The 18,022-nt window shown below is 64.4% G+C and carries 18 protein-coding genes; 10 read left to right on the top strand and 8 right to left on the bottom strand.

The genetic code is table 11. The features are described 5' to 3' along the window. Positions 1-45 precede the first annotated feature (45 nt). The gene (locus ACLI1C_RS05640; RefSeq protein ID WP_411395888.1) at positions 46-1,707 is read right to left on the bottom strand and encodes a 4Fe-4S dicluster domain-containing protein; all 1,662 of its coding nucleotides are present in this window, start codon (positions 1,705-1,707) and stop codon (positions 46-48) included. A gap of 111 nt (positions 1,708-1,818) precedes the next feature. Here ACLI1C_RS05640 and ACLI1C_RS05635 point away from each other — a divergent pair, with 111 nt between their 5' ends. The 3 genes from ACLI1C_RS05635 to moaB all read left to right on the top strand — a co-directional run bounded on the left by ACLI1C_RS05635 (position 1,819) and on the right by moaB (position 4,593). Then, positions 1,819-2,625: a uracil-DNA glycosylase gene (locus ACLI1C_RS05635; protein WP_411395887.1), complete on the top strand. Its 807-nt coding sequence runs from the start codon at positions 1,819-1,821 to the stop codon at positions 2,623-2,625. Between the two features lie 131 nt (positions 2,626-2,756). Then, the gene (locus ACLI1C_RS05630) at positions 2,757-4,079 is read left to right on the top strand and encodes an MFS transporter (protein WP_411395886.1); all 1,323 of its coding nucleotides are present in this window, start codon (positions 2,757-2,759) and stop codon (positions 4,077-4,079) included. After that, positions 4,057-4,593: a molybdenum cofactor biosynthesis protein B gene (gene moaB, locus ACLI1C_RS05625; RefSeq protein ID WP_411395885.1), complete on the top strand. Its 537-nt coding sequence runs from the start codon at positions 4,057-4,059 to the stop codon at positions 4,591-4,593. The genes ACLI1C_RS05630 and moaB overlap by 23 nt, the downstream gene beginning before the upstream one ends. Here moaB and ACLI1C_RS05620 read toward each other — a convergent pair. Both ACLI1C_RS05620 and ACLI1C_RS05615 read right to left on the bottom strand, forming a co-directional pair. Next, complete coding sequence (locus tag ACLI1C_RS05620) at positions 4,590-5,609, bottom strand: hypothetical protein (RefSeq protein WP_411395884.1); 1,020 nt, start codon at positions 5,607-5,609, stop codon at positions 4,590-4,592. The genes moaB and ACLI1C_RS05620 overlap by 4 nt on opposite strands. A 78-nt stretch (positions 5,610-5,687) precedes the next feature. Then, complete coding sequence (locus ACLI1C_RS05615; RefSeq protein WP_411395883.1) at positions 5,688-6,218, bottom strand: GNAT family N-acetyltransferase; 531 nt, start codon at positions 6,216-6,218, stop codon at positions 5,688-5,690. Positions 6,219-6,472: 254 nt separating this feature from the next. On the opposite strand from ACLI1C_RS05615, the gene ACLI1C_RS05610 reads away from it, so the two are divergent. From ACLI1C_RS05610 to ACLI1C_RS05600, 3 genes are all read left to right on the top strand, one after another. Further along, positions 6,473-6,937: a hypothetical protein gene (locus ACLI1C_RS05610; protein ID WP_411395882.1), complete on the top strand. Its 465-nt coding sequence runs from the start codon at positions 6,473-6,475 to the stop codon at positions 6,935-6,937. Continuing rightward, positions 6,938-7,162 (top strand): helix-turn-helix transcriptional regulator, encoded by a 225-nt coding sequence (locus tag ACLI1C_RS05605; RefSeq protein ID WP_411395881.1) that lies wholly within the window; start codon positions 6,938-6,940, stop codon positions 7,160-7,162. Positions 7,163-7,247: 85 nt separating this feature from the next. Next, positions 7,248-8,237 carry an NAD(P)-dependent alcohol dehydrogenase gene (locus ACLI1C_RS05600; protein WP_411395880.1) on the top strand — a complete coding sequence of 330 codons (990 nt, stop codon included), beginning with the start codon at positions 7,248-7,250 and terminating at the stop codon, positions 8,235-8,237. 38 nt (positions 8,238-8,275) lie between these two features. Here the strand turns inward: ACLI1C_RS05600 and ACLI1C_RS05595 are convergent, their stop codons facing one another. Next, positions 8,276-9,754 (bottom strand): MDR family MFS transporter, encoded by a 1,479-nt coding sequence (locus ACLI1C_RS05595; protein WP_411395879.1) that lies wholly within the window; start codon positions 9,752-9,754, stop codon positions 8,276-8,278. Between the two features lie 420 nt (positions 9,755-10,174). On the opposite strand from ACLI1C_RS05595, the gene ACLI1C_RS05590 reads away from it, so the two are divergent. Continuing rightward, complete coding sequence (locus ACLI1C_RS05590; protein WP_411395878.1) at positions 10,175-11,323, top strand: PA0069 family radical SAM protein; 1,149 nt, start codon at positions 10,175-10,177, stop codon at positions 11,321-11,323. 12 nt (positions 11,324-11,335) lie between these two features. Here the strand turns inward: ACLI1C_RS05590 and ACLI1C_RS05585 are convergent, their stop codons facing one another. After that, positions 11,336-12,013 carry an HAD family hydrolase gene (locus ACLI1C_RS05585; protein WP_411395877.1) on the bottom strand — a complete coding sequence of 226 codons (678 nt, stop codon included), beginning with the start codon at positions 12,011-12,013 and terminating at the stop codon, positions 11,336-11,338. A 68-nt stretch (positions 12,014-12,081) separates the two neighbouring features. Continuing rightward, positions 12,082-12,666, bottom strand: coding sequence for a hypothetical protein (locus ACLI1C_RS05580; protein ID WP_411395876.1), 585 nt, complete (start codon positions 12,664-12,666; stop codon positions 12,082-12,084). Positions 12,667-12,767: 101 nt separating this feature from the next. Between ACLI1C_RS05580 and ACLI1C_RS05575 the strand changes: the two genes are divergently transcribed. From ACLI1C_RS05575 to ACLI1C_RS05565, 3 genes are all read left to right on the top strand, one after another. Then, positions 12,768-13,121, top strand: a complete 354-nt coding sequence (locus ACLI1C_RS05575) for a DUF4180 domain-containing protein (RefSeq protein ID WP_411395875.1) — start codon at positions 12,768-12,770, stop codon at positions 13,119-13,121. 44 nt (positions 13,122-13,165) lie between these two features. Beyond that, positions 13,166-13,828 (top strand): ribonuclease HII, encoded by a 663-nt coding sequence (locus ACLI1C_RS05570; RefSeq protein ID WP_411395874.1) that lies wholly within the window; start codon positions 13,166-13,168, stop codon positions 13,826-13,828. Positions 13,829-14,083: 255 nt separating this feature from the next. Continuing rightward, positions 14,084-15,217 (top strand): site-specific DNA-methyltransferase, encoded by a 1,134-nt coding sequence (locus ACLI1C_RS05565; protein ID WP_411395873.1) that lies wholly within the window; start codon positions 14,084-14,086, stop codon positions 15,215-15,217. A gap of 207 nt (positions 15,218-15,424) precedes the next feature. Here the strand turns inward: ACLI1C_RS05565 and ACLI1C_RS05560 are convergent, their stop codons facing one another. Both ACLI1C_RS05560 and ACLI1C_RS05555 read right to left on the bottom strand, forming a co-directional pair. Then, positions 15,425-16,870: an HWE histidine kinase domain-containing protein gene (locus ACLI1C_RS05560; RefSeq protein ID WP_411395872.1), complete on the bottom strand. Its 1,446-nt coding sequence runs from the start codon at positions 16,868-16,870 to the stop codon at positions 15,425-15,427. Positions 16,871-17,009: 139 nt separating this feature from the next. Next, positions 17,010-17,924 carry a 4-hydroxy-tetrahydrodipicolinate synthase family protein gene (locus tag ACLI1C_RS05555; protein ID WP_411395871.1) on the bottom strand — a complete coding sequence of 305 codons (915 nt, stop codon included), beginning with the start codon at positions 17,922-17,924 and terminating at the stop codon, positions 17,010-17,012. Positions 17,925-18,022: the final 98 nt, after the last annotated feature.

Here is an 18,022-nt window from a genome sequence, read left to right as displayed (position 1 = left end):
ACCGCGCCGCAAGGGCGCGCCACATAGCGTGATCTCGGCGCCGCGCTACATTCCGCTATAGTTGGGGCCGCTGCCCCCTTCAGGGGGCACCCAGGTGATGTTCTGGGCCGGGTCCTTGATGTCGCAGGTCTTGCAGTGCACGCAATTGGCGGCGCTGATGCGGAAGACCGGAGTTCCGCCCTCCTCGGCCACTTCATAAACCCCGGCCGGGCAATAGAGCGGCGCCGGCTCGCCATATCTGGGCAGGTTGTCGCGGATCGGCACGGCCGGATCGGCAAGACGGAGATGAACCGGCTGGTCCTCGTCATGTGCCAGATTGGCGAGATAGACCGATGAGGCGCGATCAAAGGTCAGCTTGCCGTCGGGCCTGGCATAGGTCCGGGGCGGCAGCGCGCCCCGGGGCTTGAGCCCCTGATAATCGGGCGCGGTGTGGTGCAGCGTGCCGAGCAGCGAGCGCCGCAGGATGGCGGACGACCAGAGTTCGACGCCCGAGGCCAGGGCACCGACGAAGGTGCCGAGCCGGGTCCAGAGCGGCTTGACGTTGCGCACGCCCCGCAATTCCTCGGCAATGCCGGTGGCCATGACGCGATGGCCGAAATCGGCGATGAGGTCGTGCTGGCGGCCCTTGCCGATGGCGTCGGCCACGGCATCGGCAGCGCCGATGCCCGAGAGGATGGCGTTGTGGATGGCCTTGAGGCGCGGGGCATTCATGAAACCGGCGGCGCAGCCGATCAGCCCGCCGCCGGCAAAGGCCAGCGTGGGGACCGACTGCCAGCCGCCTGCCGTGACGGCGCGGGCGCCATAGCTGAGGCGGGTGGCGCCTTCGAGCAGCGGGGCGACCGATTTATGGGTCTTGAAGCGCTGGAACTCGTCGAAGGGGGACAGCGTGGGGTCCTGGTAATCGAGATAGGTCACGAGGCCCACATAGAGCTTGCGGTCTTCGGCGTGGTAGACGAAGCCGCCGCCGGCGGTGGCATTGTCGAGCGGGAAGCCGAGATAGTGATCCACCCTGCCCGGCTGGTGCCGCTCGGCGGGGATCTCCCAGACTTCCTTGATGCCCAGGCCATATTTCTGCGGCTCGCGGGCGAGCTGATGGGCGGCAATGACCTGCCTGGCCAGCGAACCGCGGGCGCCTTCGGCGATCAGTGTGTATCTGGCTTCGAGCGCGATGCCTTCGGCAAAGCCGGGCTTGGGATTGCCGTCATGGTCGCGGCCCAGATCGCCGGTAATGATGCCGCGCACCGGGCCATTGCCGGTGCTCAGCACATCGACCGCCGCCGTCATGGGGAAGATATCGACGCCCAGTTCGGCCGCCTGCTCGCCCAGCCAGCGCACCAGACTGCCCAGGCTCACGATCACCGCATTGGGCGTCTTGAGCTGGGGCGGCACCAGCATATGGGGCAGCGCGAAATCGTGCTGTTCGGTCAGGTAATGATAGGTGTCGGTGGTGACATCGGGGCCGACGGGGGCGCCCTTGAGGCGCCAATCGGGAATCAGCGCATCGAGCCCGACCGGGTCCATCACTGCGCCGGAGATGATATGGCCGCCGATTTCGGCCGCCTTTTCCACCACGGTCACGGCGATCTCGGGATGGCGCTGCTTGATGCGGATGGCGGCAGCCAGGCCAGAGGGACCCGCGCCAACGATCAGCACGTCGGTCGAAAGGGTTTCGCGCGAACCGGCCTCTGCCATATAGGACTGCCTCAAGCTTGCATTGCCGTCTGGTCGCGCTGTCGATCCGGAACCGGTATCCACATTTGCCGACGGCGCTCCATGCGCGGCTGGCCGCGCCAAACGGGCTGTGACATAACAGAGAACATGGCTCAAGATCGACCGCTAAATCACGACGAAATGCTCGCCGTGCTCGACTGGTATCGGGCTGCGGGCGTCGACATTGCCGTGGGCGAGGAGCCGGTGGACCGCTTTGCGCAGCGCCCGCCGGCGCGCGCCGTGCCGGCGCTGGCGGCAGTGGCGAGCCCGGCGGGCGAGCGGCCGGCCGAGGCGCCCATGCTGGGTGGCGACCCCGCAGAGGCGCGGAGCCTCGCCGCTTCGGCGCAGAGCCTTGAGCAATTGCAGGCGCTGCTGGGCGCCTATGACGGCTGCGGGCTGAAACTGCGGGCAACGCAGCTGGTATTCGCCGATGGCAATCCGGAGGCCGATATCATGCTGATCGGCGAGGCACCCGGCGCCGAGGAGGACCGGCAGGGCAAGCCGTTTGTCGGCAAGTCCGGGCAATTGCTCGACCGCATGCTGGCGGCCATCGGGCTGGATCGAACCAGGGTCTATATCGCCAATACCGTGCCGTGGCGGCCGCCGGGCAACCGCACGCCGACGCCCGAGGAAATGGCGCTGTGCCTGCCCTTCCTGCATCGTCAGGTGGAACTGGTCGCGCCCAGGCTGGTGATGACGCTGGGCGGGCCGGCCATGCAGACGGTGTTTTCGACGACGGCGGGCATCATCAAGATGCGCGGCAAATGGTCGGACGTGACCATCGGCAACCATGCGGTGGAGGCGATCCCGACGCTGCACCCGGCCTATCTGCTGCGCAATCCGGCCGCCAAGCAGCAGGCCTGGGCCGACATGCTGGCGCTCAAGCTGAAGATGGTGGAACTGGGGCTGGGTTAGGCTCCCGGAGCCCCTGCCCCGACAATATCGGGCATGGCCGCAATTTCGCCCTGCCATTGCAGGAACGCCGCGCTATTGTCACCGTTGCGTGATTTGCAACGTTCTCCCGTCCCAGCACAGCCGAAAGCGTCATGGCCTCTGTAATCAAGATCTACGCCCTGTTCCTGGGTTCCGCGCTGTTGATGTTCGGCGGTGGCCTGCAGGGCCTGCTGCTGTCGGTGCGCGGCGCCGAGGAGGGATTTTCGCTGCTGGCGCTGGGCCTGATCGGCACGGGCTGGTCGGTGGGCTTTGTCGCCGGATCGATCTCGGTGCCGCTGGTGGTGCGCAAGGTCGGCCATATAAGGGCCTTTTCGGTGATGGCGGCCATCGGCACCATCACCATCCTGCTCAACCTGCTGCTGATCAACGATATCAGCTGGATCCTGCTGCGGGCCCTGTCCGGCTTCTGCTTTGCCGGGGCGGCGATGATCGTCGAGAGCTGGCTCAACGAAGTGGCCGAGAACAAGAGCCGCGGCACGATCTTTTCGATCTATGTGACCATCAACATGGCCGCCTCGACGCTGGGGCAGATCGCCATGTCGGTGACCGGCACGGCGGGCTATGTGCCGTTCGTGCTGGGCGCCATCAGCTTCATCTGCGCCGTGCTGCCGACGGCGCTGACCTCGAGCCCGCAGCCGCGACCCCTATCTTCGGCCAAGATCGATATTGGCCTGCTCTATCGCACCTCCCCGGTCGCCGCGATCGCCGCCTTTTCGGTGGGGATGGCCAATGGCGCCTTCGGCACGCTGGCGCCGGTCTATGGCTATGAACAGGGGCTCGATACGGGCGGCATCGCCCTGCTCTTCGCGGTGGCGGCCATTCTGGGCGCGGTGGCGCAGATCCCGTTCGGGCGCCTGTCCGACCATATCGACCGCCGCATCGTGCTGATCGGACTCTCGGGCTTTGCCGCCATTGTCGGCGCGCTCACCGTGCTCATCAATCCGGGCGCCAACTGGATGATGTTCGTGTTGTTTGCCGCCTATGGCTTTGCCGCCAATCCGATCTATGCGGTGGCCGTGGCGCATGCCAATGACTTTGCCAAGGATGGCGATTTCGCCAAGATTGCCGGCGGCATGCTGCTGATCCTGGGGATCGGGCTGGCCATCGGCCCGGCTGTCGCCTCGCTGATCATGGGCGCCTGGTCGCCGGTGGGCCTGTTCGTCGTGACGGCGGCCTTCCATGGCGCGCTGGCGGTCACGGCCTTCCTGCGCATGCGAATCCGCAAGGGGATCGACGCGGCCTATCGCGAGCCGTTCCAGCCGATGGGCGACCGCCAGGTGACGCCGGAGACCATTGTGCTCGATCCACGGGCTGATAGTGATAGCCCCGAGATGGGACATGCCGAAGCGCCGGTCCCGGATGAATTGGCGACGCAGAACGAGGATAGACGCGATGTTCAAGACGGCACGGTTTGAAGACCGGGCATTCAAGCCCCTTTCCATCGCCGTCATCGCCGTTTCCGACACGCGAACGCTCGAAACCGACACGGGCGGCGCACTGCTCAAGTCGCTGCTGGAGGCGGACGGGCATCATTGTGCCGGGCGCGTCGTGGTGCGCGACGATATCCAACTGATCCGCCAGGCCGTGCAGGGCTTTGTCGCCGACCCTTCGGTCGACGTCGTCCTCACCACCGGCGGCACCGGATTCTCTGGCCGCGACGTGACGCCGGAAGCCGTCGAGCCGCTGTTCGACAAGCGCATGGAGGGCTTTTCGGTGCTGTTCCACCAGTATTCGGCCACCACGGTGGGCACGAGCTCGCTGCAGTCGCGCGCCACGGCAGGGCTGATCGGCACCACCTTCGTCTTCTGCCTGCCCGGCTCGCGCGGCGCCTGCCGCGACGCCTGGGAAGGCATCCTCACCCACCAGCTCGACTACCGCCACAAGCCCTGCAACTTCGTCGAACTGATGCCGCGGCTGGACGAGCGCTAGCTCGCCAGCAGCTTGCGCTCGCGCAGCCAGTTCCGGACTTCGCCACAGGGATTGTCCGGGCTGACCAGTTCGGCAACCTTCTCGTAGAAGCGCTGCACCTTTTCCCAATCCGGCTCATCCGAGCTGTCGCGATAGGGCACGTCGGACTGTCCGACGTGAATGCCCTCATTGATGAGGACCTGGAAGTCGGTGATGTAGTGCGGCTCCAGCTCATTCCTCCAGATGTGGATGAAGGTCGGCAGGCAGCAGATTTCATACATCCAGACAATCCAGCTGGCGAAGACATCAGGCGGAATGATGCCTTCCCGGCGGAAGCGCAGTTCCATCTCGAACAGGTTGAGCAGCTGGCAGACATATTGTTCGAGGCTATAGGCAGCCAGCTTCTCGTCGGCGGTCGGATTGTCGCTAAGCGGCACCGGAGCCTCGAACCAGAGTGCCTTGACCAGTTCGGGGTGGCTCGCCTCGAAGCGGAACAGCTCCACCGAGGCAAATTCTAGTTTCTGATAGATGGCCTGCCCTGCCGACCGCTTCGCCTGATCGGCAGTGAACCGGTTGGTCAGGACCACCATGGTTGCCGCGATGATGATGCCTGCCGTCTGGGCCAGAGGCGCTACGAACTGCGCCAGCAGGCCGCCATCGAACCCATCGCCCAGAGCCTGCGAGCGCCAGGCACCCCAGGAAATCGCCGCAAGCAGGGCCGCGATGAACAGGCAACTGGATGACCACATCATCATGGCGTAACGAATCGAGCGATCGACGATCAGGCGGCTGACGCCCTGGAAGTAGACGCCCCCGGCAGCCAGCAGGCCCAGCGTCAGGATGGCAGAGCCGACCCACAGCGCGGTGGCCGAAAAGGCGATATGCGCGGAGACAAGGGTGACGATGACGAGGCCGACGAAAATGCCGATCTGTGCCCTGTCCTTGGCACGGAGCCGCCTGACATGCCGGTTGCCGATGGCCTGAAGGCGCTGATCATCCCGCCCATAGCGCAGGTAGATCACGAATAGAAATGTCATAACGCTGACTATTTCGAGGAGGACGACCACCGACTCCGCGATAAAACTCAATGCACTTCCCCCCAAACAGATTGCCCGCTACAATTTCATGTCCATTATTACAGAAGTATTGGCAAAGCCGATGTGATGAAATAAATCGTGCGCCTTGCCGTTGTTGACCCCGCTTTCCAGGAAAGCGCGCGACAGGTTCGACGCCCGCATGTCGGCTAGGATAAAGTCGATCAGCTTGGTGCCCACACCCCGACCGCGAAGCGCGCCGTCGACAAGGATGTCCTCGATCACGCCATAGCTGCCATCGGCATGGACGTAGAGAACGATGGCGATCCCCGCCAGACGGCCATCTACCTTGGCAACGATCACCCCGTTCCATTCCGGGGCCGACAGGCGCAAGGTTGCGTCCTGGGCGAGGGCGTCCTGCAGTTCATTGCCGATGACGGCCTCGATATCGGGCACCCAGTCCCCTGCAGGGGTCGTGCGATTGCTCTGCAGTTCGGAGTGCGAAATGTATTCCGGGGTCAGATTGGCGCAGAAGAACTGAGCCAGTTCATCGGGGTCCGCCGTGGCATCGCAGATGGCTATCTCGACAGAATTGGGCAGTGCAGAAGGCATGGGTAATCACTCGCGACGGGAAGCGCCGATTTGTCGGGGACCCATCCCCGCTTGGCAAGCCTGAATCTCGCGGGTCGCCCCTGCCCCCGGTTGCACCGCCAGCCGTGCCCACCAGGCTGCGCTGATACCGCCGCCGCACGCCCACCCAGCCGAGGATAACGTCATAAATTTCCACCATCATGTTAAACCTACTTTACATCACGACAAAAATAGCAGATATCCCGTCATGTAGATTTTGCATACGGGGTTGGGTCATGGCCTTTCGGGAAAGAACGGCGTGGATCGCGGTGGTGACGACGCTGGTGGTGTGGAGTGTCTATTTTGCCTGGTTCTGGGTGGACGTGGCGGGCCAGCGGCTCGATGGCGGCGCGGTGTTGACGCGGTTCCTGATCACGATGGGTATTTCGCTGGTGGTGATGATCGGGCTCAATGTCGCGACCGGGGTGATGACCGCCAAGAATATCGAGACGCCGCCCGATGAACTGGAGCGGCTGATCGAGGCGCGGGCGGACCGGATCGGCTTCAAGCTGCTCGAAGTTCTGGTGCCTATCGGACTGATCGGCGGGCTGCTGGCCACCGACACGATCCGCGCGGCATTTCCTGCCGATCCGGCCGGCAGCGTGGCGCTGATCTTTGCCAATGGCATGTTGATGGCCTTCGTGCTGACCGAAGTGGTGCGTGAAAGCGTACATATCGCTTCGTTCCGGATGACCGCCTGAATGGCCCCTCCCCCGATCAGCAACACGATCCGCCGGCTGCGCTTTGATCATGGCGAAATGACCCAGCAGGAGCTGGCCGACCGGATCGGCATGACCCGCCAGACCATCGCGGCGATCGAGCAGAACAAATATTCGCCCTCGCTCGAAGCGGCGTTCCGCATCGCCGAAGTGTTCGGCGTCGAGATCGGCGACGTCTTCCAGTGGAAGAAAGCCGTCAGCGGCTGAACGTGCCCACAGATTTGACCGCAATCACGGCCCCCTCCTTGCGGGCCGCGGGCCGACGCGCGCCCGAAAACCGGAGCCTAAACACATGAAGACCGCCCTGCAGACGGAATATGGCGCGCCGAGCGTCGTCGTCATCGCCGACACAGCCAAGCCGGTGCCCAAAGACAATGAGGTGCTGGTGAGGGTTATGGCCACCACCGTCACCTCCGGGGATTCCCGCATGCGGGCCTTCCGCATCCCGGCCGCCTTCTGGCTGCCCGCCCGGCTGTTCATGGGCATAACCAGGCCGCGCAAGGCGGTGCTGGGCGCCGAATTTGCCGGCATCCTGGAGGCCGTTGGCCAGTCGGTCAGCCGCTTTGCCGTGGGCGACCGGGTATTTGGCCTGCATGTCTATGGCTGCCACGCCGAATACAAGGCGGTGCCCGAGGATGCCGCCATTGCGACGATGCCGCCGGGCCTGGACTTTGACGCGGCCGCAGCCATCCCATTCGGGGCGCTGACGGCCCAGTTCTTCCTGCGCCGGGCCAATATTGCGGCGGGGCAGCGTGTGCTGGTCAATGGCGCATCGGGGGCGGTCGGCGCATTCGGAGTGCAGCTGGCCAAGCACTATGGCGCGCATGTCACCGGCGTGTGCAGCAGTGGCAATGCCGCGCTGGTGCGCAGTCTCGGCGCGGATGCTGTCATCGACTATCAGAGCATGGACTTCTCGCGCTCGGAACAGAAGTTCGACGTCATCCTGGACACGGTCGGCAATGTCACGCTGGGCCGGTTCCGCCGGGCCACGACAGCGAACGGCATTCTTCTGGCCGTGGACGGCGGCGGCACGGCGTTTATCCGGGCGGCGTGGACGCGGTTGTTCGGCAGCCGCAAGGTGATCGCCGCCGTCTCTGCGGACCGGCAGGCGGAGCTGGAGACCATACGCGACCTGGTGGCGGCGGGGATTGTCCGGCCCACAATCGACAGCCGCCATGCGTTCGATGACATCGCCGAGGCGCATGCCCGGGTCGACAGCGGCCGCAAGCGCGGGGCAGTGGTCGTGGAGGTGGCGGCGGAACTGGCCATCGCCGCCGCCTGACACACAAAAACGGCGCCCCATGGGGCGCCGTTCTCGATTCAGTGGCCGTGGCTCATGCCGGGGGCCGCTTCGGGCTTGCGCACGAAGAAGGCGGCCACCACGGCGAAGAGCGAGATCACCGCGCCGATCAGGAAGGCGAGCTGGATGCCACCGGCCAGCGCGCTGACCGGCTCCACGCCTTCGGCCGTCAGGCCCGCCGTGCGGATGGTCATCAGGGCGACGAAGAGGGCAATGCCGGCGGCGCCGGCCACCTGCTGGATGGAGCCGAGGATGGCGCTGCCATGGGAATACATTTCCATGCGCACCGAACCCAGAGCCGCGGTGAACAGCGGCGTGAAGACCAGGGCCAGACCAATGCTGATGATGATGTGGCCGGTCAGGATGGCCCAGACCGAGGTGTTCTGATCCACCCGCGTCAGCGCCCACAGCACGACCGACACCAGAATGGTGCCGGGCACGAGGAGCTTGGTCGGGCCGATGCGGTCATAGAGCCGGCCAACCGAGGGGGCCAGCAGGCCCATCAGCAGGCCACCGGGCAGCAGCAGCAGGCCGGTCTGCAGCGTGTCCAGACCCAGGACGTTCTGGGTATAGATGGGCAGAAGGATGACCGTGCCGAACAGGGCCATCATGGCGATGGCCATGGTCAGCACCGAGACGGTGTAGTTGCGCGACAGGAAGGTGCGCAGGTCGAGCAGCGCCTTGTCCTGCCGTGAGAGCTGAATCTGTCGCCAGATGAAGACCGCCATGGCCACGAGGCCAACCACCAGGGGCAGCCAGATCGGGAAGGCCGCGCCGACATGCTCGCCTTCGCCCAGGCTCGACAGGCCATAGACGAGGCCGCCAAAGCCCACAGCCGACAGGATGACCGAGGCGATATCCAGCGGGGCATAGCGGGGCGTCGTGACGTTCTGCATCTTGCGGGCGCCGACAACCAGGGCCGCGATGGCGATGGGCAGCATGAGGATGAACATCCAGCGCCAGTCCAGATTGGCCAGGATGAAGCCGCCGATGGTGGGGCCGATGGCCGGGGCCACGGAGATGACGATGGAGATATTGCCCATGGTCTTGCCGCGCGATTCCGGCGGCACCAGGGTCATCACCGTGGTCATCAGCAGCGGCATCATGATGGCAGTGCCGACGGCCTGGATGACGCGGCCGAAGATCAGCAGTTCAATGCCCGGCGCGGCGGCGCAGATCAGCGTGCCGGCCGTGAAGATCGACATGGCCAGCATGAAGACGGGGCGCGTATTCATGCGCTGCAGCAGAAAGCCGGTGATCGGAATGACGATGGCCATGGTGAGCAGGAAGGCGGTGGTCAGCCACTGCGCAATATTGGGCTGCACCCCCAGGCTGTCCATCAGATTGGGGATGGCCACGCTCATCATCGTTTCATTGAGAAAGACGACGAAGGTCGATGCCAGCAGCAGGGCGATGACCAGCTTGTTGCGGGCAGCATCGGTCTGGTTCACCGGTGCCTCGGCCGGCATGGCGTCAAAAGTCGTTGCTTCGGTACTCATCAGATCCCTCGATGCTGAAAATTTGCTTGGTCACCAGGACGACGGGCGACGCCGGTGGATTTCGACGTCACCGTGAAGTGTTTTTGCGACAACCGGTGTCAGCAGGCATATAGTTAGGCGACGGCTTTAGTAACGCCGCCGCAGGCATGGGTCAATACTAAATTATGCGCTTAAGCGTTGATCGCGAGCGGCCCGCGAAAGGGTGCCGTTTCTAGGCCTGCCGCATTTCTGCGTCCAGTCACAGGAATGCAAATCTGGGCTGCGAAATCGTCTTTCGGCCCCTTCTCCCGCAGGGAAGTTGCACCCATATATGGTCCAGGCGAGTGGTGCAGTTCTTGTTTTGTTCTCGTGGAACTGTTACATCCTGGGACGCGTTCTGCGGTCACGATTCGACTGTTGGCGTCCGGCAGGAGATCTCTCATGGCGCTCTATCAGGCCCCCTCGTTCGAAGCCCTGGAAAAACTCAGCCGCAGCCGCGACGCCGATCTGGCGCGGCGCGAACTGCTCGATCCCGACCGCATCCGCGGGCGCGGGGCGCAATCCAATCGCAGCGGTCGCTTCGAAAAGCAGACCCGCGAGGGGTTTGACGACGGCTGGGACAATGTCGAGCCGCTATCGATCTTCGAGACCGTCGAACATGTCGAGCGCGCCAAGACCATCATCACGACCAATGACAGCCCGGATATCGGCTTCGAGCGCTCGATCAACGCCTATCGCGGCTGCGAACACGGCTGTTCCTACTGCTTTGCCCGGCCGACGCATGCCTTTCTCGGCCATTCGGCGGGGATCGAGTTCGAGCGCGACATCTATGTGAAGGTCAATGCGGTCGAGGCGCTGCGGGCGGAACTGGCAGCCAAGAGCTATCGGGTCAAGCCCATTGCCATGGGCACCAATACCGACCCCTACCAGCCGGCCGAGCGCAAGCACAAGCTGACGCGCGGCATTCTCGAAGTGATGCTGGAAACGCGCCATCCGGTGATGATCACCACCAAGTCATCGCTGATCATCCGCGACCTGGACCTCCTGACCGAGCTGGCCAAGCTGGGCCTCGTCAAGGTGGCACTGTCGATGACCTCGATGGACCATAAGCTGAGCCGCAAGATGGAGCCGCGCGCCTCCTCCCCTGCCCGGCGGCTGGAAGCCATAAGGCTCCTCAGCGAAGCGGGGGTGCCGGTGGCGGTGTTTGCCTCGCCGATGATTCCGGCGATCAACGACATGGAGCTGGAGCGCATTCTCGACGCCGCCAAGGCGCAGGGGGCGGTCAGCGCCTCGATGATCCTGCTGCGGCTGCCTGGGGAAGTGCGCGACGTGTTCCGCGAATGGCTGCTACGGCATTTCCCAGACCGCGTGCGGCATGTGCTGGCGCTGGTGCGCGATACGCGCGGCGGCAAGGATTATGACTCGCGCTGGGGCACGCGCATGACGGGCGAAGGTCCCTATGCCACGCTGCTGCGCCAGCGCTTCGACAAGGCGCGCGAACGCTATGGCCTCGACGCCAAGCTGCCCGGCCTGCGCAATGACCTCTTCATTGCGCCCCGGCTGGAAGAGCGGCAGATGAGCCTGTTCTAGCGTCAGAAGCGATCAGGCCTGTGCCACTCTGCTGGAGATGAAGGTCCGTACCGCAGGATCGTCGTAGCTGTCGGCGGACAGGACCGCGCCGGCGGCGATCATGTCTTCGTGGAGCAGGCTGGTGCGGATGCCGATGGTGGCCAGCCCGGCTGCCGTGGCCGAGGCAATGCCGGTGCGCGAATCCTCGAAGGCGACCGAGGCCTCGGCGATGGCGCCGAGCAGGCGCAGGCCTTCGAGATAGGGCAAGGGATGGGGCTTGCCATGGGCCAGTTCCTCGCCGATCACCAGGGCGCGGAAGCGGTGGCGAATGCCCAGCCCGTCGAGGATCAGGTCGGCATTGGCGCGCGGCGCATTGGTCACCGCCGCCATGGGCAGGCCGGCGGCATCGGCCATGTCCATCAGCGCGAAGAGGCCTGGAACCGCATGGATGGCCGAGCGCGCGAGATCGCGAAAAGTCTCCTCCTTGCCGCGCAGCACCTCCATGCCGTCCGCTGGCGACAGATGCGGCACGAAGCGGCGGGCGATGGCCTCATTGGCGAGGCCCTGCAATTCCAGGGCGAAGCGCGGCTTGTCGAAGTGGTGGCCATAGGGCGCGAAGGTGCGGTTGAAGGCCTCGAGATGCAGCGGATCGGTATCGGCCAGCGTGCCGTCGATATCGAACAGCAGCGCGGCGCCTGGCTTGAGGATCATGAAGAGTTCCGGGGACGAGAGGGAGCAGCGCGGAACCGATAGCAAAAGCCACGCCGCGTCAATCGCTGCTAATACTGGGCGAGCTTGCGCGCATGGCTGGCCATGAAATCGAGCGAGGCCAGCACGCCGCGCAGCGACAGCCGCACCTCTTTGGTGTCCCCGCCGTTGAGGGGCACTGTCACCACAACCGCATTGCGCTCGCCCATCTGCTCGATCAGCGCCGCCTTGCGGGCGGGGTCGGCGACATAGAACTGATTGACCGTGTTGTAGCGGGTTTCGAGATCGGTGGCGAAGCTGAGGCGCTCGGGCGGTTCTTTGCCGAAGGCCAGCAGCAGCGGGCGGCTGGTATCGGTCTCGACATCGTCGGCGGCAACGGTAAAGGCCAGATCGAGATCGCCGGTGAGGCGATTGCGCAGGATGGTGAGTTTGTAGGCGGGCAGGCCGGCGCTGTTGAGCTCCTGGCTGCCAGTGCTGGCAAAGCAGGAAAAGCCGTAGTAATCGGTCGCGTCCTCGTCGATGGCGTCGGGACAGGCGGCCAGCCAGTCGCGATTATACTCGCGCCACTCGCCGAAGGGATGGTGAAAAGGCGCGGCGGCGGCCGGCATGGCCGACAGAGCTGCTATCGCCAGGATGGCGCCGTATCGGAAGGTCATCTCGTCTGGGCTCTCGCTGGTTGCCCCCCAGCGCCCGCACTATAGCAGAGCCCAAGCCCGGCAACAGGGCCTAGCCCTGTGAATATGAAGGAGAATTCGGCATGATGCGCATTGAGCATAATGGCCTCGTCCTGCTGGAGCTGCCGCTCGACGGCCCCCTGCTCGCCACCGAGCAGGACGCAGTCGACATGATCGGGGAGACCTATGGCACCGGCGCCGACATGATCGTCGTGCCGCTTGCCCGGCTGGCCCCCGGATTTCTCGACCTCAGGAGCGGCATTGCCGGCATATTCTTCCAGAAGATGCAGAACTATCGCCTGCGCCTCGCCATCATCGGGGACATTGCCGCCCAGACAGAGGCCAGCAAGGCGCTGCGCGACTTCGTGTTCGAAACCAACCGGCACGGCAACCACCGCTTCGCGCCCGACCGGGAAGCACTGCTGGCGCGGCTGTGACGGCCGCCGGTTGACTTGACCGGCCCGAGGACGATGCTGGCGGCATGCTGTTTGATTCGACGCCACAGACCGAGCCCGACTATCGCCACGAGCTGGAACTCCAGGCCCGTGGCGCCCGTGTCGTTGCGGGGGTCGACGAGGCCGGGCGCGGGCCGCTGGCCGGGCCGGTGGTGGTATCGGCCGTGGTGCTGGACGCAAGGGCCATTCCGCAGGGGCTCAACGATTCCAAGAAGCTGACCGAGGAGCAGCGCGAACTGCTGTTCGAGCAGATCATGGATACGGCGCTGGCCGTCTCGGTGGTCGTGGCGCCCCCCTCGATCATTCTCAGCCGCAATATTCGCGGCGCGACGCTTTGGGGCATGGCGCAGGCCGCCAACAGTCTCGGCATCCGCCCCGACCGGGTGCTGATCGACGGGCGCGACGTGCCGCTCGGCCTGCCCTGCGAGGGCCTGGCGCTGATCGGCGGCGACGGCCGCAGCGTGTCGATCGCGGCGGCCTCCATCGTCGCCAAGGTGACGCGCGACCGCATGTGCAAGATCATGGATTGCGACGCGCCGCATTTCGGCTTTTCCGGCCACAAGGGCTATTCGACGCCCCAGCATATGCGCGCGCTGGTGGAGCATGGGCCCTGCCGGCACCACCGCGAGGAATTCGCGCCGGTGGCCGAGGCGTGGGCGCGGGTGCGTGGCGTGGTTCTGGTGGCTTGAGTTTGGCGGGCGTGGCCCCACCCCCTCCTACCTCCCCCATCACGGGGGAGGTTTGCCTCCACTCTTTTGGCACCATCGCGCCCCGATCACCGGCCAGCACCTCCCCCTTGATGGGGGAGGCTGGGAGGGGGTGGGGCAACACGCGCAGGGTAGCCGCTGTCGCCCTCTTAACTTCCCGCTAACCCTATGAAATCACGCTCCATTAACCCTGGCGTTCTATAACGGACGGGTTAGTACTGCGTTAGGGTTAAGTGTATGTTGCGTACCGCGCGTAGGGCTGTCGAGGCAGCTGCGGAAGAGGCTCCGCGCCTCCCGATCGATACAATTCTGGTGGGCGATTGCATCGACCACATGAATGCCTTGCCGGCCGGCTCGGTTGATCTCATCTTCGCCGATCCGCCCTATAACCTGCAGCTGGAACACGGCCTGACTCGGCCCGACCAGAGCAAGGTCGATGCGGTGGATGACGAATGGGACAAGTTCGAGAGCTTCGCCCATTACGACAATTTCACCCGCGCCTGGCTCAAGGCCGCAAGGCGGGTGCTCAAGCCCGACGGGGCCCTCTGGGTCATCGGCAGCTACCACAATATCTTCCGGGTCGGCACGGCCCTGCAAGATCTGGATTTCTGGATGCTGAACGACATCGTCTGGCGCAAGGCCAACCCGATGCCGAATTTCCGCGGCACGCGCTTTACCAATGCGCATGAGACGCTGATCTGGGCCGCCAAGAGCCAGAAAAGCCGCGTCACCTTCAACTATGAGGCCATGAAGCTGGCCAATGACGACACGCAGATGCGCAGCGACTGGCTGTTTCCGCTCTGCACCGGCGCCGAACGCCTCAAGGACGAGGATGACGGCAAGGTCCATCCGACCCAGAAGCCGGAAGCCCTGCTGTTCCGCATTCTCAATGCCACGACCAAGCCGGGCGATGTGGTGCTCGACCCGTTCTTCGGCACCGGCACGACGGGTGCCGTGGCGCGCAAGCTGGGCAGGCATTTCATCGGCATCGAGCGGGAAGACGCCTATATCAATGCGGCGCTCAAACGCATCGCGGCGATCCGCCCCGGCGTGTTCGAAGCGCTGCAGTCGGTGACGCCCAAGCGCAAGGAAACGCGCATCCCCTTCGGCTCGCTGATCGAGCAGGGATTAATTGAACCGGGCACGCAACTCTTCGACTTAACGAAACGTTACTTTGCCATGGTTCGTGCAGACGGCTCACTTGTCTCCGGCACCCACCAGGGCTCCATCCACAAGGTTGGTGCTTTGGTCCAAGGCGCCGAAGCATGCAACGGGTGGACCTTCTGGCACCACGAACAAAACGGGCGGACCAGCCCGATAGATGAACTCCGCACGGGCATCCGTGCAAAACTTGATTTGCTTTCTGCCTGATCCTGACCTCCAATCACGTCTCAGGCTCTTGACTAGGCCGCTGGTTTGCCCCAGCGGCCTTTTTGTTTGTGCGGAGAAGGCCTGCCCTGGCGCGGCGAACTGGACGCGGTTCCTTACGGGCGTGGCATTATGAACGCCATGCGGACGCTTCGGGGGCGATCCCCTGCCCTTCTCCAGACTGAGTCGGAGTCCGGGCCGCCCGGTTGCTCAACTTAGCGAGCTGACGCTGGATGTTGGGAGAGATGACGCCAGGGTGCAGACAACGCCGCCGGGCGCATAGTCGATGCTGACCTCTCCTTCAAAGTCGGCCGCCAGCACTCTCGTGATCAGTCTTGAGCCGAAGCCCTTGAGGGTAGGTTCTGCAACCGGGGGGCCGCCAGTTTCACGCCAGGTAAAGCGAAACGCCCCCTGATTTGCGGCGTCGGCGGTGCCCAAGGACCAATCGATCAGGACCTTGCCACCGGGGACCGACAGGGCTCCATACTTTGCCGCGTTGGTGGCAAGTTCATGGATCGTGAGGGCCATTGAGAGGGCTTGCCTGGCCCCCAGTTCAACCGGTGGGCCGTCCAGCACAATGCGGTCCGGTCCCGCCATATGCGGGCTCAGAGCCTTCTGCACGACCGACTGCATCGGTGCGCCGCTCCACGCCTTGGCGGTCAGAATGTCATGGGCATTGCCAAGCGCCTGCAAGCGCGCGGAAAAGGCAGCTCTCCTGTCTGCGATGTCGTCGCCCCTCAGCGTCTGGGATGCGATGGCGCTGACCATGGCGAGCGTGTTCTTGATGCGATGCTGCAGTTCGGCGCCAAGCATTACCTCCCTCGCCTCGGCATCCTTGCGTTGGCTGACGTCACGAACCGTTCCGATGAGCCGTTTGCCACCCGTCGAAGCCAATGCCTGCGCGCGGGCGTGAATCCAGACGTGGGGGGCTCCCTGGCCTGAGACGATGCGGTATTCGACGTCCATGATACCGTCGCCAGCGGGATCCATGGCTTTGGCAGCCTCAGCTGCCAGAATGGAGCGGTCTTCCGGGGCAAGTCGAGCCAGGAATTCCTCGAAGGAAGCCTTCTTGCCCGCCGTGCCCCCTAACATCCTGACGGCACGGTCATCGCCGATCAGATCAACGAACTTTCCGTCGATGACACGGCATTGCCAGACGCCCATTTCCGCGGCGGCCAGGGCAACCTTGGTTTGAACCTGGCTCTCTCGTGCGGCCATCTCCGCCGTTCGGGTCTGGGTTATGTCGGTCGAAATCGACAGGATGTGGGTTGGCCGCCCATCCGCTCCCAGAACCGGCATCACGCGGACATCCCAGAACTTGGAATTGCCCTTCACAGTGCTGGCGGCGCTGAGGAAGCGAGCGGGCTTTCCGTTGCGGCAGGCCTCGATTGCCGCTTTGGCAGCAACGTTTCCCTCGTCCAACCAGAAATCAGGCCAGGGGCAGCCCTTGAGAGCAGGAAAGTCATCGACTTCCATGACTCGTTTTCCGCCCTCGCTCATAAACTGAAGGCGGCCATCGAGGTCCAGGATCTTGATGCAGTCGTCACTGCCAGACAGGAGAGCTACGAGCAGTGCTTCATTGCCGACAAGTGCCGGATCCGCCGCGGTGAGTTCATCATTCAGGGCGCTGATCTTTTTGCCAGGCAGTTCCGACATGCACGAACTCCGGTTGGAGCCACAGGGTTAGCATGTTCAATCCAGAAGCAGAAACGATAGAGACGCCTTGGCGGGCTCGGCCTGTCAGTATCCGGAGCCAAGCTTGCGCCGCCGGCCTAGTGTGCTGAACGCAATGACCTCAGGCCATTCCGGCCTCCTGACTCTGGCGTGTGGTCGCCTCATCGATCCTTTCCGCCAGGGCCGCGCTCACCGGCACCATTGGCAGCCGCATTTCCGGGCTGTCGATCAGGCCTGTGCGCCACAGCCAATGCTTGATCGCGCCGGGGCTGGGTTCGCTGAAGAGCAGGCGCGGCAGGTCGGCAAGGCTTTGCCAGGCAGCCAGGGCGCCGGGTTGGTTGCCGGCCAGCATCAGGTCGCGAATGGCGACGAAGGCTGCGGTGCGAATGTGGGCCGAGGCCAGGATGGCGCCATCGGCACCCTGGGTCAGGGCTGAATAGTAGAACGGGTCCTCCCCGGTCAGCACGGCGAAACCGGCCGGCTTGTGGCGCACCAGATCGAAGGATTGCGCGGGGTCGGCGCAGCAATCCTTGACGCCGACGATGTTGCGATGCCCGGCGAGCCGCAGCATGGTCTCGTTGCCGAGGTTGACCCCGGTTCGATAGGGAATGTTGTAGATCAAAATTGGCCTGGCCGTGCTGTCGGCCAGGGCCGAGAAATGCGCGAACAGGCCGAGCTGGGATGGCCGGGTATAATAGGGACAGGCGATGAGATAGCCATCGATGCCCCAGTTGGCCGTGTGGTCCAGCGCCTTGGCGAGCTTGCGCGTATCGCTGCCGGAGAGCCCCAGATAGACAGGCACATGCCGCCCTGCCACGTCCAGCGCCGCCCGGGTGATCGATACGAGGCGCCCGGTTTCGTCGTCATCGAGCGCCATGCCCTCCCCTGTCGTGGCGCCCAGGATGAAGCCATCGAGCGGCTGGGCAGCATAGTGGGCGACGAGCCGGCGCAGCGATGCCTCGTCGAGCGCACCGTCGCGGAACGGGGTTATCAGCGGCAGCCAGATGCCCTGCAGTGCCGATCGGCTGGTTTCCATAGTCCATCTCCTGTGGGCCGGAGACGGAGTGCGTACAAAAAAGCCCCGTCGAAACCGGCGGGGTCAATCTGATCGATGTGCTTGCTAATTCCTGCGCG

It is taken from the genome of Devosia sp. XGJD_8 (assembly GCF_046614475.1).
Classification (GTDB): domain Bacteria; phylum Pseudomonadota; class Alphaproteobacteria; order Rhizobiales; family Devosiaceae; genus Devosia.
The sequence above is the reverse complement of the archived record's forward strand: the minus strand, read 5'-3'. Positions and strand labels throughout refer to the sequence as shown.

Bases quoted from the DNA above. Each gene is read 5' to 3' on its own strand.
- ACLI1C_RS05555 (WP_411395871.1), bottom strand. From the start codon at position 17,924: ATGGAAACCAGCCGATCGGCACTGCAGGGCATCTGGCTGCCGCTGATA.
- ACLI1C_RS05615 (WP_411395883.1), bottom strand. From the start codon at position 6,218: ATGCCTTCTGCACTGCCCAATTCTGTCGAGATAGCCATCTGCGATGCC.
- ACLI1C_RS05605 (WP_411395881.1), top strand. From the start codon at position 6,938: ATGGCCCCTCCCCCGATCAGCAACACGATCCGCCGGCTGCGCTTTGAT.
- ACLI1C_RS05575 (WP_411395875.1), top strand. From the start codon at position 12,768: ATGATGCGCATTGAGCATAATGGCCTCGTCCTGCTGGAGCTGCCGCTC.
- moaB (WP_411395885.1), top strand. From the start codon at position 4,057: ATGTTCAAGACGGCACGGTTTGAAGACCGGGCATTCAAGCCCCTTTCC.
- ACLI1C_RS05590 (WP_411395878.1), top strand. From the start codon at position 10,175: ATGGCGCTCTATCAGGCCCCCTCGTTCGAAGCCCTGGAAAAACTCAGC.
- ACLI1C_RS05620 (WP_411395884.1), bottom strand. From the start codon at position 5,609: ATGACATTTCTATTCGTGATCTACCTGCGCTATGGGCGGGATGATCAG.
- ACLI1C_RS05600 (WP_411395880.1), top strand. From the start codon at position 7,248: ATGAAGACCGCCCTGCAGACGGAATATGGCGCGCCGAGCGTCGTCGTC.
- ACLI1C_RS05560 (WP_411395872.1), bottom strand. From the start codon at position 16,870: ATGTCGGAACTGCCTGGCAAAAAGATCAGCGCCCTGAATGATGAACTC.
- ACLI1C_RS05570 (WP_411395874.1), top strand. From the start codon at position 13,166: ATGCTGTTTGATTCGACGCCACAGACCGAGCCCGACTATCGCCACGAG.
- ACLI1C_RS05630 (WP_411395886.1), top strand. From the start codon at position 2,757: ATGGCCTCTGTAATCAAGATCTACGCCCTGTTCCTGGGTTCCGCGCTG.
- ACLI1C_RS05585 (WP_411395877.1), bottom strand. From the start codon at position 12,013: ATGATCCTCAAGCCAGGCGCCGCGCTGCTGTTCGATATCGACGGCACG.
- ACLI1C_RS05610 (WP_411395882.1), top strand. From the start codon at position 6,473: ATGGCCTTTCGGGAAAGAACGGCGTGGATCGCGGTGGTGACGACGCTG.
- ACLI1C_RS05595 (WP_411395879.1), bottom strand. From the start codon at position 9,754: ATGAGTACCGAAGCAACGACTTTTGACGCCATGCCGGCCGAGGCACCG.
- ACLI1C_RS05635 (WP_411395887.1), top strand. From the start codon at position 1,819: ATGGCTCAAGATCGACCGCTAAATCACGACGAAATGCTCGCCGTGCTC.
- ACLI1C_RS05565 (WP_411395873.1), top strand. From the start codon at position 14,084: ATGTTGCGTACCGCGCGTAGGGCTGTCGAGGCAGCTGCGGAAGAGGCT.
- ACLI1C_RS05580 (WP_411395876.1), bottom strand. From the start codon at position 12,666: ATGACCTTCCGATACGGCGCCATCCTGGCGATAGCAGCTCTGTCGGCC.